The organism is Humibacillus xanthopallidus (genome assembly GCF_006716675.1).
Taxonomy (GTDB): Bacteria; Actinomycetota; Actinomycetes; order Actinomycetales; family Dermatophilaceae; genus Humibacillus; species Humibacillus xanthopallidus_B.
Genome location: NZ_VFPM01000001.1, coordinates 1,006,753 through 1,019,576 on the forward strand (window position 1 = coordinate 1,006,753; position 12,824 = coordinate 1,019,576).

Here is a 12,824-nt window from a genome sequence, read left to right on the forward strand (position 1 = left end):
CAGTTCGTCGGGTGACCGCGAGCAGCGTGGATCGTCGACGCCGTTCCGGTCTCCCGCTCGCTGCCGTATGCCGTGGGCGCCGCCGATGCCGCTCCCGACCACCAGGTGCCCTCCCGACCGCCCGACGGGAAGTGAGCACTCGACGAGAACGTGACCCACCCACCCGTCGAGTGCCCAGATCCCCACACCCCACCACCCACCCCGGCTCGGATAACCCGACGGGAAGTGAGCACTCGACGAGAACGTGACCCACCCACCCGTCGAGTGCCCAGATCCCCACACCCCACCACCCACCCCGGCTCGGATAACCCGACGGGAAGTGAGCACTCGACGAGAACGTGACCCCACCCACCCGTCGAGTGCCCAGTTCCCGACCACCCGGCGCCCTCCCGATCGGACACGGACCGCCGCCCGTCGATGATCACCCCTTGAACGTCACCTGAGCCCTGACGACACGGGCATCCACCGCCCCCTAGGGTGACGGTGTGAGCGAACGGCCGCCCCTCCACACCGCCGTCGACCTCGCCCAGATCATCGTCGTCACCGGCGTCATGGCAGCGGGCAAGTCGACCGTCTCCCAGCTCCTCGCCGAGCGGTTCTCGCACGCCGTGCACCTTCGCGGTGACGAGTTCCGCCGGGTGGTCGTGCGCGGACGGGTCGACATGTCGCCCTACGGCGACCCGGAAGCGGAGCGCCAGCTCGCCCTGCGCCACACGATCACGGCCCACTCGGCCAACCTCTATGCCGAGGCCGGCTTCACCGTCGTCGTGCAGGACCTCTTCGTCGGTGCGACCCTGCAGCCCTTCCTCGACCAGCTGCGCGCCCGTCCGCTCAGCCTCGTCATGCTCGCCCCCGACGTCGGTACCGTCATGCAGCGCGAGGCCGAGCGGGTCAAGGTCGGCTACGGCGACCTCTGGTCGATCCGCGACTTCGACCACAAGGTGCGCACCGAGACGCCGCACATCGGCTTGTGGCTCGACAGCTCGCAGCAGACCCCCGACGAGACCGTCGAGGAGATCGTCGCGCGGCTCGCCGAGGCGAGGATCGCCTGACCGTGGCACCCGGCACCACCTCGCACCCGACCCTCAGCATCGGGCAGGTCGCCGCGCGCACCGGTGTCGCCACGTCGGCCCTGCGCTACTGGGAGGAGCTCGGCCTCATCACCTCGGTCCGCACGACCGGAAACCAGCGCCGCTTTGACCGCGCCACCCTTCGTCGCGTGTCGTTCATCCGCGCCGCCCAACGGGTCGGTCTCTCGCTCGACGAGATCGCCACCGCCCTCGCCAGGCTCCCGCAGTCACGCACGCCGACCGCCACCGACTGGGCGCGGCTCTCACGTTCGTGGCGGCGCCGCCTCGACGATCAGATCCGCAGCATCGAGCGGCTGCGCGACCAGCTCGACTCCTGCATCGGGTGCGGGTGCCTCAGCCTGCGCACGTGCGCCCTCAGCAACCCCGACGACGCCCTCGCGGCCCGCGGGCCGGGCCCCGTCCTCCTCGAGCCCTGACCGCTGCCGTATGCCGTGTGGCCGGCCATCCGTATCACCCGCCTCCGCAGGCACACCACACAGCAGGACCAGCTGGCCGACCGAGGAGGACGAATGCTGTCGACAGGGCCCGACCAGCCGCGTCTCGACGGGCAGGTGGTCGTCGTGACCGGGGGCAGCACGGGGCTCGGCTACTTCACCTCCGAGCAGCTCGCGCGGCTCGGGGCGGCCGTCGTCATCGCGGCGCGCGACGCCGATCGGGCGGAGCGGGCCAGCCGCAGCATCGAGCGGCACGTCCCGGGGGCGCACGTGCAGCACGTTCCCCTCGACCTCGGCCGCCTCGACTCGGTGCACGCCGCCGGGGAGCAGCTCGCTGCCCTGCCGCGCATCGACGCCCTCGTCGCGAACGCCGCGGTCGTCGCGCTTCCCGACTGGTCGAAGCCCAGGGCAGAGCGCGGTCACCGACCGCTCACGACTGCCGACGGTCTCGAGCTGCACTGGGGCACGAACCATCTCGGCCACTTCGCGCTCGTCGCACACCTGCTCCCCGCCCTGCTCGCCTCCGGGGGGCGGGTCGTGCACGTCGGGAGCGTCATCCACTCCCGGGTGCGCCAGCCGGCCGACTCCCTTCCCCTGCCGGAGGAGCCGCAGTCAGACCTCGCGAAGTACGCCCGGTCCAAGCTGGCGGTCATGACGTTCGGCTTCGAGCTGGCGCGCCGCCTCGAGGCACACCGCGGTGAGACTGCCGGCGCCGCGAGCTCCGTCGTCGCCCACCCCGGCACCGCCGTCGATGCCCTGTCGCCAACCCGCGCGATCGCCGTGAACCAGCCGGACGTCAACCCCGTCACGCGCACGCTCGTGCGCTCCTTCGCGCACGGAAAGCACCGCGGCGCAATGCCGCTCGTCACCGCTGCAGCATCACCGGAGGCTCGGAACGGCGACTACTGGGGACCCTCTGGCTGGAAGCAGCTGCGCGGGGAGCCGACCCGTCTCGCCCCGCACGCCAGCGCGCTCGACCCGCAGGTCGCCGGCCGGCTCGTCGCGCGGTCAGAGGAGCTGGCGGGCGTGCGCCTGCCACTCTGACCGCGCGCCGCGGCTGGCCGCCCTCCGGGTCAGGGCGCGCGGCCCTCCGGGTCGGCGGGCACCGCAGCGTCAGGGGCGGGCGCTCCCGCGCCACCGGTCGGGCCCGGTGCCCCACCACCGACCCCGGCCATCTCCGGTATGCCGTCCGGCTCGCTTCCAGCACCGTCACCGCGCCCCGACGGGGTGCTTCCCGGAGCGGCACCCTGGGCACCGAACTCCTCGTCGAGGTCAGCTGCAGCACCGGCGAACTGGGCGGCATACAGCGTCGCGTAAGCGCCTCCGCGAGCGAGCAGCTCGGCGTGCGAACCCTGCTCGACGATGCGGCCCTCCTCCATGACGAGGATGAGGTCGGCGTCGCGGATGGTCGACAGGCGGTGGGCGATGACGAAGCTCGTCCGGTCGGACCGGAGCGCGGCCATGGCGTGCTGCACGAGCAGCTCGGTGCGGGTGTCGACCGAGCTCGTCGCCTCGTCGAGGATGAGCAGCGCCGGGTCGGAGAGGAACGCACGCGCGATGGTGATGAGCTGCTTCTCACCGGCCGAGATGTTGGACGCCTCGTCGTCGAGCACGGTGTCGTAGCCGTCCGGCAGGGAGTGCACGAACCGGTCGACGTAGGTGGCCCGCGCGGCCTCGAGCACCTCGGCGTCGGTCGCGCCCGGGCGACCGTAGGCGATGTTGTCGCGGATCGTCCCACCGAAGAGCCACGTGTCCTGGAGCACCATGCCGATGCGCGCGCGGAGGTCGTGCCGCGTCATGTCACGGATGTCGACGCCGTCGAGCGTGATGCGACCCGAGCTCAGCTCGTAGAACCGCATGATGAGGTTGACGAGCGTCGTCTTGCCCGCACCGGTCGGCCCGACGATGGCCACGGTCTGACCCGGGCTGACCGAGAGGTCGAGGTGCTCGATGAGCGGCTTCTCGGGCGTGTAGGAGAAGGACACGTCCTCGAAGGCGACGGCCCCGTGCGGGTCCTCGATCGTCTCCGGCTGGGGCACGTCGGCCTCCTGCTCCGGGGCGTCGAGCACCTCGAAGACCCGCTCTGCCGAGGCCACGCCGGACTGCAGCACGTTCGCCATGGAGGCGACCTGGGTCAGCGGCTGGGTGAACTGGCGGGAGTACTGGATGAAGGCCTGCACGTCGCCGAGGCTCATCGTGCCGCTCGCGACCCGGAGGCCGCCGACCACGGCGATGGCGACGTAGTTGAGGTTCCCGACGAACATCATGACCGGCATGATGAGGCCGCTGATGAACTGCGCCCCGAACGATGCTGCGTAGAGCTCGTCGTTCTTGACCTTGAAGTCGTCGGCGGTCTCCTGCTGGCGGCCGTAGACCTTGACGAGGCCGTGACCGGTGAAGGTCTCCTCGACGATGCCGTTGAGCTCGCCGGTGTTGCGCCACTGCTGGACGAAGAGCTTCTGCGAGCGCTTCGCGATCACGGTGGTCACGACGATCGAGATCGGGATGCTGACGAGGGCGATGAGCGCGAGGGACCACGAGATCCAGAACATGATGCCGAGCACCGCGATGACGGTGAGCAGCGAGTTGAGCAGCTGCGAGAGCGTCTGCTGCAGCGACTGCCCGACGTTGTCGATGTCGTTGGTGACCCGGCTGAGGATCTCGCCGCGCGGCTGGTTGTCGAAGTAGGGCAGTGGCAGCCGGTTGAGCTTGGCCTCGACCTCCTGGCGAAGGTCGTACATCGTCTGCTGGAGCACGCCCTGCAGGATCCAGCCCTGGACCCACATGAGGAACGACGCGGCGACGAACAGCCCCATGACGAGCAGCAGGACGTTCGCGAGCGCGCTGAAGTCGATGCCCTGCCCCGGCACGAAGTTCACGTTGCTCAGCAGGTCGGCGAGCTGGTCCTCGCCCTTGGCCCGCAGGCCTTCGATGACCTGCTCCTTGCTGGCGCCGGCAGGCATCTGCGCACCGACGACCCCGGCGAAGATGAGGTCGGTGGCACGGCCGAGGATCTTGGGGCCGATCGAGCTGAGCGCGACGCTGACGACCGCGAAGACGAGAACGACGACGACCTTGACGCGGTGCGGCCGCAGCCGCCCGAGGAGGCGCTTGGCCGACGGCCCGAAGTCGAGCGACTTCTCGGTCGGCTGCCCCATCATCATGTGCGGCGGGCCGCCCCGCCGGGCCGGGCCGCGACGTGCCTCGGCGGCCTTCTCCTCGGCTGTCTTGACTCCCTCGGACATCAGGCCGCCACCTCCGCGCTGCGCTGCGACTCGACGATCTCCTGGTAGGTCTCACAGGTGTCGAGCAGCTCTTCGTGAGTGCCCTGGCCGACGATGCGGCCGTCCTCGAGCACGATGACGTGGTCGGCGTCGACGATCGTCGAGACTCGCTGGGCGACGATGACGACGGTGCTGTTGGCCGTGGCCGGGCGCAGGGCCCGGCGCAGCCGCGCGTCGGTCGAGAGGTCGAGCGCCGAGAAGGAGTCGTCGAAGAGGTAGATGTCGGGCCGTTTGACGATGGCCCGCGCGATGGCGAGCCGCTGGCGCTGACCACCGGACACGTTGGTGCCGCCTTGGGCGATCGGGGCGTCGAGGCCGCCCATCGCCTGGACGAACTCCTCTGCCTGGGCGATGCGCAGGGCGTCCCAGAGCTCGGCGTCGGTCGCCTCCGCGTCGCCGTAGCGCAGGTTGCTGGCGACGGTCCCGCTGAAGAGGTAGGGCTTCTGTGGCACGAGTCCGATCCGGCTCCACAGGTCGTCGAGCGCGACGTCGCGCACGTCGACCCCGCCGACGGAGACGACCCCGGTCGAGGCGTCGAAGAGCCGGGGCACGAGGCCGAGCAACGTCGTCTTGCCGGCGCCGGTCGAGCCGATGATCGCGGTCATGCGGCCCGGCGCGGCCTCGAAGGTCACGTCGTGGAGCACCGCGGCCTCGGCGCCGGGGTAGTGGAAGTCGACCGCCGTGAAGGCCAGACCGGCCGCGCCGACGGGCAACCGCACGGGGCGCGGCGTCTCGACGACGGTGGTCTCGGTGTCGAGGACCTCCTCGAGACGCCCGGCCGAGACCGTCGCACGGGGGATCATCGTCGCCATGAAGGTCGCCATCATGACGGCCATGAGGATCTGCACGAGGTAGGACAGGAAGGCCGTCAGCTCGCCGATCTGCATGTCACCCGTGGCGATGCGGTGGGCGCCGAACCACATGACGGCGACCGTCGACAGGTTGAAGATGAGCATGACGATCGGGAAGACGAGGGCCATGAGCCGCCCGACCCGCAGGCCGGCATTCGTCAGCTGGCCGTTGGCCTCGGCGAAGCGCGCCTCCTCGTGCTCCTCGCGCACGAAGGCGCGCACGACGCGGATGCCGGTGATCTGCTCGCGCATCACCCGGTTGACCCCGTCGAGCGAGGTCTGCATGCGGCCGAACCAGGGCACCATCCGCGAGATGACGAGCCCGACGCAGAGGCCGAGCAGCGGCACGGCGACCGCGACGAGCCACGACAGCCCGACGTCCTCGCGCAGCGCCATGATGATGCCGCCGACCATCATGATCGGCGTCGTGACGAGCAGGGTGAAGGCCATGAACGTCACCATCTGCACCTGCGTGACGTCGTTCGTGTTGCGCGAGATGAGGGTCGGCGCGCCGAAGCGGGTGACCTCCTGCGCCGAGAAGCCGACGACCGTGCCGAAGACGTTGCCGCGGATGTCACGGCCCATCGCCATGGCCACCTTGGCCGCGAAGTAGGTCGCGACGACGGCCGCTGAGATCTGGACGAGGCTGACGGCGAGCATGATCGCGCCGTGGCTGATGATGAAGGCGGTGTCGCCCTTGGCGACGCCCTCGTCGATTATCTGCCCGTTGAGGCTGGGGAGGTAGAGCGAGGCCATCGTGCTGATGAACTGCGCCAGCACGATGAACACGATCTGGCCCTGGTAGGGACGCAGATGGGTGCGCAGCAGCCGCATCAGCATGAGGGCGCCTTTCGTCGGTTGAACGGGAACGAGGCTAGGGACTCACGTGGGGTGAGGGTCAACAGGTTTGTCGCTCGCGGGCTCGTCATGACGACCCCCGGTCGCGGGCGTATGCCGTCCGGTCGGGAAGCGGCTCGGCGAGCCGTGCGGGGTCGCCGCCGAGCTGCTCGTAGAGCTCGGCGATGCCGAGCCCGGACCCCGACGGGCAGGGACGGCAGGCGAGCCCGAAGAGCACGGTGTCGACGATCTCCTCGGGGGTCAGCACCTGCCCGTCGGCGATCCCGGGGTGGCTGCCGGAGAAGGTGAGCAGGCGCAGTCGGTGCACGAGGTCGGCGGCCGGGACGACGAGCTGGTCCTCGTCGTGCACGAGCAGCGCGTGGATCGCGTCGAGCAGCGGTTGGTGGGCGGCGGCGTGGTCGTCGTCCTCGCCCGACACGCCGCGCAGGTGGCGACCGGCCTCGTAGCAGGCGAGGTGGGGTCCGCGGTTGGGTGGTTCGGTGAGCCCGAGGGCGGTCATCAGGCCGAAGACCTCGGTGAAGCGCGCCTGCATGATCCGGGTGAAGTCGACGAGCCGCTCGCGCAGCGTGCCCTCGGGGTCGATCGCGGCGATCCGCCGGCGCACGGGCGCCGGACAGAAGGCCGCCTGCACGGCCTCGCGCTCGAGGGCCTCCTTCGTCGCGAAGACCCGGAAGATCGTGCCCTCCGCGACGCCGGCCTCCTGCGCGATCTCGCTCGTCGTCGGCTTGCGCCCCTCGCGGTGGGCGAGCTCGACGAAGACGTCGACGAGCGCGTCGCGCCGGTCGTCACGGCTCATCGGGGCCGCCCGGCCGGAGCGCTCGCGGCGTTCCACGGGGTCAGTTCGCGTCGGCACGTCTCCCATCATGAATGAGTGAGTGCTCACTCACAACCACTTTGTCGACCCAGCCTTCCTCACCCCCTCACGATTCGAGGTGAACCTGACTCCGATGCCCCTTCCGCCATCACCTCGAGTCGGGGGAGGGTCGGAGGGGGCTGGGGGGTTGCGGCGGACTAGTGGAGCAGGCCGTCGGCGACGAGGTCGCGCACCTGTGGCACGAGCTCGGCGCGCACCGCCTCCGCGTCGAGCTCGAGCAGCGCCGCGATCGCGTCGAGGGCCGCGCGCGCCGTGAGCGTGCCGTCGGCGACGCCGAGGTATGCCGCGAGGACGGTCCCAGCGCGCACCACCCGCCGCAGCCCTCCGCCCTGACGCACGAGGATGACGCTCGGGTCGTCGGCGCCTGGCCTGCCGTGCCGCTCCTCGGTGACGTCGGGGGCGCACGACCAGGCGACGCCCAGCACCTCGTCGTCGGAGTGCTCGGCGAGCCAGGTGCGCGCACGCAGCCCGGCATCGACCGCTGGACCCATCGGCGCTGCCACGGCTCCGGGCGCCTCGTCGAGCGAGCGCCACGTCGGGCGGTCGGTCTCGGGTCGCTGCAGGATGACGACGCCGAAGCCGACCGCCTCGACGTCGCGCGAGGCGAAGTCGGCCAGCCACGCGGCATACATCCTCGAGTGCTCGGGGCTCCCGGGGAGCGAGCCACCGTCACGCGTCCACAGCTCGGCGTACTCGGCCGGGTCCTGCGACTCGCGCTGCACGACCCACGCGTCGAGGGCGATGCCGTCGCGGGCCTGCTCGTCGAGCCACTCCGACCAGACGTCGCGCCACGTGCGACCGGCCGGCACCTCCCAGTTGCCGAGGAACTGGGCGACGCCTCCGGGCTCGAGCACGCTGCCGACCTGGCGCACGAGGGCGCGCACGATCGCATCGCCCGCGCGGCCGCCGTCGCGGTACTCGTAGAGCGGCACGTCATCGGTGCGCGGGGTGATGACGAAGGGCGGGTTGCTCACGACGAGCGAAAACGACTCTCCCGCAACGGGTTCGAGCAGGTCACCCAGCCGGAGGTCGAGGTCGGCACCGGCGAGGGCAGCGGTGAAGGCGGCATACGCGAGGGCACGCTCGGAGATGTCGGTGGCGACGATGCTGTCGCAGTGCGACGACAGGTGCAGCGCCTGCACCCCGCACCCGGTGCCGAGGTCGAGCGCCCGCCGGACGGGCCGCCGGACCGTCCACGAGGCGAGGGTCATCGACGCCCCGCCGATGCCGAGCACGTGGTCGGGAGGGAGCGCCTGGCCCGTGGAGGCCTCGGAGAGGTCGGAGGCGACCCACCACTCGTGCGCGTCGTCGGCATACGGCCGCAGGTCGCACGTGGCGCCGACCCAGCCGTCGGCGCTCGCGTCGCCCACCGTCACGAGACCGAGCGCGCGCGCCCCGTCCAGGCCGAGGGTGGGCAGCGCCGACGCGAGCGCTGCGGCCGGCACCGGCCGCCCGAGGGTGAAGAGGCGGATGAGCACACCGCAGGCATCCGTGGCCTCCTCGGTCGCGAGAAGCGCCGGCAGGGCCTGCTCGCGGTGCAGGGCGGCCGAGGCCACCGGGCCGAGCCGCTCGGCGACCCCGTCGAGGGTGAAGCCGGCGGCGGTCAGGTCCGCGCGCAGCAGCGTCACGAACCTCGCGTCGACGACCGGCGTCGTGCGTGAGCTCACGGCGTCAGGTCCGTCCGGGCGGGAGGAGCGGGCGCACCGGGCGCGGGCCGGACGGCGCTCAGGACGTCTCGGCCGGCGTCACACCGGCGGCGAGGGCGCCCGCGACGTCGGAGTGGATCTCGAAGACCTTGTCGAGACCGGTGATCGCGAAGACCTTGAGCACGCGGTCGTCGGTGCCGACGAGGCGCATCGAGCCACCTCGGGTGCGGGCGAGCTTGAGCCGCCCCACGAGCACGCCGAGGCCGGTCGAGTCGAGGAAGCTGACGTCGGTGAGGTCGACGACGAGGTCGGTGCGCCCCGCCTGGATCTGCTCGTCGAGCTTCTCGCGGACCAGCGGCGCCGTGTAGACGTCGATCTCACCACCGAGATGGACCACGGTGCGATCGCCGTGGTCGGCTCGGCTGATCGAGAGATCCACCTGTCGTCCCTTCGTTTGCCACGTGTCTGCTGGTTGTGCCTGCAGAGCCGGCCTGCTCGGAGCGAGCGCAGGGGGCCCTGGAGGGCCGTCCTTGACCGGAACCGCGGGGTAACATGCCCCGCTCGACGGTTACCGTACCCCGACGGCATACGGTTGCTCCACATGGACTGCTCGGCCCGCTCCACCCGCGCCCCGGCCATCACGCCGGCGGCCGTGATGGGTGTTGCGCAGGGGGCAGGAGACATGCACGGGGACACGCACAGAGACACGCACAGAGACATGCACCGAGACATGCACCGAGGCAGCACGGGAGACATTCCGAGCGGCGGCTCGGGTGACGAGGCGACGGTGCTGCTGCCGGGCACGTCGGTCGGGGCACCCGACCCGCATGCCCTGCTCCGCACCCTCGTCGGCGAGCACCCGGAGCGCCTCGTGCACGTCCACGAGGTGCCCGCGCGCACGGCGGTCCACGCCGACTGGCCGGCCTGGGTCGACCCGACGCTGCTCGGGGCGCTGCTGGGGTCAGGCATCGAGCGGCCGTGGGCCCACCAGGTGGAGGTGGCCGAGGCGGCCCACGCCGGGCGTCACGTCGTCGTCAGCACCGGCACGGCCTCGGGCAAGAGCCTCGGCTACCTGCTGCCGATCCTCAGCGACCTCGTCGCCGGTGCCGCCGCTCCGAACGGCCGCGGCGCCACCGCCCTCTACCTCTCCCCCACCAAGGCCCTGGCCGCCGACCAGCTGAGCCGCGTCGCGGGCCTCGCGCTGCCCGGCGTGCGGCCGGCGACCTACGACGGCGACACCCCGACCGACGAGCGCCGCTGGATCCGTGACCACGCGAACCTCGTGCTCACCAACCCCGACCTGCTCCACCACTCCCTCCTGCCGCGGCACGACCGGTGGAGCTCGTTCCTGCGGGCGCTGCGCTACGTCGTGATCGACGAGTGCCACGTCTACAAGGGCGTCTTCGGCGCCCACATCGCGGCCGTCCTGCGCCGGCTGCGCCGCGTCGCCGCCCGCTACAAGGCCACCCCCACCTTCGTCCTCGCCTCGGCCACGGTGGCCGAGCCCGAGGCGCACGCGAGCCGCCTGCTCGGTATGCCGGTCAGCGCCGTCACCCGTGACGGCTCCCCTCGCGCACCCATGACCTTCGCCCTCTGGGAGCCGCCGCTCGTGCGCGGGGAGGACGGCGAGCCGCGCCGGGTCAGCACGATCACCGAGACCGGCGAGCTGCTCGCCGGCTGCGTGCGCGAGCAGGTGCAGACCGTCGCCTTCGCCCGCTCGCGCGCCGGGGTCGAGGTCGTCGCGTCGGTCGCGCGCGAACGGGTGCCGGTGACCGCGGAGGCCGGCATCGCGGCATACCGCGGCGGCTACCTGCCCGAGGAGCGGCGCGAGCTCGAGCGCGCGCTGCGCAGCAAGGAGCTGCTGGGGCTCGCCGCCACGAACGCCCTCGAGCTCGGCGTCGACGTCAGCGGGCTCGACGCGGTGCTGCTCGCGGGCTGGCCCGGCACGCTGTCGTCGCTGTGGCAGCAGGCCGGACGCGCCGGCCGGTCCGGGGGGCGCTCGCTCGCCGTGTTCGTCGCCGCCGACGACCCGCTCGACACCTACCTCGTGCACCACCCGGAGGCGATCTTCGGTCGCGGCGTCGAGGCGACGGTCGTCGACCCGGGCAACCCGCACGTGCTCGCCCCGCACCTCGCGGCCGCTGCTGCGGAGCTGCCGCTCACCGAGGCCGACCTCGAGCTCTTCGGGGCGCAGACGCGCACGCTGCTCGAGGTCCTCGTCGCGCGCGGGATCCTGCGTCGACGGCCGCACGGGTGGTTCTGGGCGCGTGAGGACCGGCCCGCCGACCACCTCTCGCTCCGCGGCGCCGGCGAGCCGGTGCGCATCATCGAGACCCGCACCGGGCGCGTCGTCGGCACGGTCGACGAGTCCTCGGCCCACGCCCAGGTGCACACCGGGGCCGTGCACCTGCACCAGGGGCAGACCTGGGTGATCACCGCGCTCGACCTCGACGACCACGCTGCCTTCGCGGTGCGCGGCGACCCCGGCTGGACGACGCAGGCCCAGTCGGTGAGCGACTTCGACATCGGCCGCGAGCTCGAGCACGAGCAGTGGGGGCCGCTGCGCTGCTCCTTCGGCCAGGTGACCGTGCGCGGACAGGTCGTCTCCTTCCTGCGTCGCCTGCCCGGCGGCGAGGTCATCGGCGAGCACCCTCTCGACCTGCCCGAGCGCACGCTCGCCACGCGCGCCGTGTGGTGGACGATGCCCGTCGAGGAGCTCGCGGCGGCCGGGGTGGACGAGGCCGGCATACCGGGGGCCGCGCACGCGGCGGAGCACGCGGCGATCGGGATGCTGCCCCTCTTCGCGACGGCCGACCGCTGGGACATCGGCGGCGTGTCGACCGCCCTGCACCCCGACACCGGCCTGCCGACGATCCTCATCTACGACGGGCATCCGGGCGGCGCGGGCTTCGCGGAGCGCGGCTTCCGGCGGGTGCGCGACTGGCTCGGCGCCACCCGCGCGGCGATCGCGGCGTGCGAGTGCGTCGCGGGGTGCCCGTCGTGCATCCAGTCGCCGAAGTGCGGCAACGGCAACGAGCCGCTCGACAAGGCCGGCGCGATCGCGCTGCTCGACCTCACCCTGCGGCATGCCGGTGAGGCCGATGACTCGCAGAGGAGCTCGTCGTGACGCCCAGCAACAGACCCCCTCGTCATCGAAAGAGCGATCCGTCCGCTCCTCGGCGTCCCGGTCACGATCGAGAGAGCAGTTCGTCGCCTCACCCGCCCGCTGATCCGCCCGCCACTCTGCCCGCTGATCCACCCGCTGGGCCCCCCGATCGAGAGAGCGATCCGTCGGCTGACCGGCGTCGAGACGTCGTCGGCGAGCTGCGCGAGCAGGCCGAGCGCGCGATCCGCCGGGAGCGGGCGGCCCGGTCGGCGCCCGAGGTCGTCGTGCGCGGCACGCTGGAGCGGGCCGAGGTCGAGACGCGCCCCCTCGTCCTCGCCGCCGACGACGGCACGACCTGGGAGCTGCTCTTCCCGCCGAGCTGGCGGGTCGAGGTCGAGGAGGGCGCCCGCGTGACGGTCCACGGCGACCGGGCGACCGACGTCTGGACGACGACGATGGTGGGGCCCGTGCTGCGGGTCCGCACCCTGTCGACCGACTGACCCGACGGGCGGACCGACGGTCGCATTGACCCAGCGACCGACTGGCCGGCCCCTGACGGCCCGCCACGGTGGGAGCGCCTCCGACCACACTCTGAGACATAAGCGTGCGTTATTTGACCAGTAACGCCATGCTATTCAAAACTCCCAGTCATCCGATAGGAGAGCGGCCGACCCCTCGGA

10 protein-coding genes are annotated in these 12,824 nt (G+C 72.0%); 5 read left to right on the plus strand and 5 right to left on the minus strand.

Features of this window, described 5'->3' with window-relative positions:
- Positions 1-485 precede the first annotated feature (485 nt).
- The 3 genes from FBY41_RS04285 to FBY41_RS04295 all read left to right on the plus strand — a co-directional run bounded on the left by FBY41_RS04285 (position 486) and on the right by FBY41_RS04295 (position 2,569).
- The gene (locus FBY41_RS04285; RefSeq protein WP_141842127.1) at positions 486-1,052 is read left to right on the plus strand and encodes an AAA family ATPase; all 567 of its coding nucleotides are present in this window, start codon (positions 486-488) and stop codon (positions 1,050-1,052) included.
- Positions 1,053-1,054: 2 nt separating this feature from the next.
- Positions 1,055-1,507, plus strand: coding sequence for a redox-sensitive transcriptional activator SoxR (gene soxR, locus FBY41_RS04290; RefSeq protein ID WP_221629201.1), 453 nt, complete (start codon positions 1,055-1,057; stop codon positions 1,505-1,507).
- Positions 1,508-1,600: 93 nt separating this feature from the next.
- The gene (locus FBY41_RS04295) at positions 1,601-2,569 is read left to right on the plus strand and encodes an SDR family NAD(P)-dependent oxidoreductase (RefSeq protein ID WP_141842128.1); all 969 of its coding nucleotides are present in this window, start codon (positions 1,601-1,603) and stop codon (positions 2,567-2,569) included.
- 29 nt (positions 2,570-2,598) lie between these two features.
- Here the strand turns inward: FBY41_RS04295 and FBY41_RS04300 are convergent, their stop codons facing one another.
- From FBY41_RS04300 to FBY41_RS04320, 5 genes are all read right to left on the minus strand, one after another.
- Positions 2,599-4,770 carry an ABC transporter ATP-binding protein gene (locus FBY41_RS04300; RefSeq protein ID WP_141842129.1) on the minus strand — a complete coding sequence of 724 codons (2,172 nt, stop codon included), beginning with the start codon at positions 4,768-4,770 and terminating at the stop codon, positions 2,599-2,601.
- Positions 4,770-6,500, minus strand: a complete 1,731-nt coding sequence (locus FBY41_RS04305; RefSeq protein ID WP_141842130.1) for an ABC transporter ATP-binding protein — start codon at positions 6,498-6,500, stop codon at positions 4,770-4,772. The genes FBY41_RS04300 and FBY41_RS04305 overlap by 1 nt, the downstream gene beginning before the upstream one ends.
- Positions 6,501-6,585: 85 nt before the next feature.
- The gene (locus FBY41_RS04310; protein ID WP_260439549.1) at positions 6,586-7,371 is read right to left on the minus strand and encodes a TetR/AcrR family transcriptional regulator; all 786 of its coding nucleotides are present in this window, start codon (positions 7,369-7,371) and stop codon (positions 6,586-6,588) included.
- Between the two features lie 158 nt (positions 7,372-7,529).
- Positions 7,530-9,059, minus strand: a complete 1,530-nt coding sequence (locus tag FBY41_RS04315) for a DUF7059 domain-containing protein (RefSeq protein ID WP_141842131.1) — start codon at positions 9,057-9,059, stop codon at positions 7,530-7,532.
- 58 nt (positions 9,060-9,117) lie between these two features.
- Positions 9,118-9,477: an STAS domain-containing protein gene (locus tag FBY41_RS04320; protein WP_141842132.1), complete on the minus strand. Its 360-nt coding sequence runs from the start codon at positions 9,475-9,477 to the stop codon at positions 9,118-9,120.
- Between the two features lie 291 nt (positions 9,478-9,768).
- On the opposite strand from FBY41_RS04320, the gene FBY41_RS04325 reads away from it, so the two are divergent.
- Both FBY41_RS04325 and FBY41_RS04330 read left to right on the plus strand, forming a co-directional pair.
- On the plus strand, positions 9,769-12,165 hold the full coding sequence (locus FBY41_RS04325) for a DEAD/DEAH box helicase (RefSeq protein WP_141842133.1): 2,397 nt from the start codon (positions 9,769-9,771) through the stop codon (positions 12,163-12,165).
- A 263-nt stretch (positions 12,166-12,428) separates the two neighbouring features.
- Entirely contained in the window at positions 12,429-12,644 is a 216-nt protein-coding gene (locus tag FBY41_RS04330) for a DUF5818 domain-containing protein (protein WP_141842134.1), read from the plus strand.
- Positions 12,645-12,824: the final 180 nt, after the last annotated feature.

Excerpts from the sequence above, each read along its gene's own strand:
- FBY41_RS04305 (WP_141842130.1), bottom strand. The coding sequence starts at position 6,500 with ATGCTGATGCGGCTGCTGCGCACCCATCTGCGTCCCTACCAGGGCCAG.
- FBY41_RS04295 (WP_141842128.1), top strand. The coding sequence starts at position 1,601 with ATGCTGTCGACAGGGCCCGACCAGCCGCGTCTCGACGGGCAGGTGGTC.
- FBY41_RS04325 (WP_141842133.1), top strand. The coding sequence starts at position 9,769 with ATGCACCGAGGCAGCACGGGAGACATTCCGAGCGGCGGCTCGGGTGAC.
- FBY41_RS04300 (WP_141842129.1), bottom strand. The coding sequence starts at position 4,770 with ATGTCCGAGGGAGTCAAGACAGCCGAGGAGAAGGCCGCCGAGGCACGT.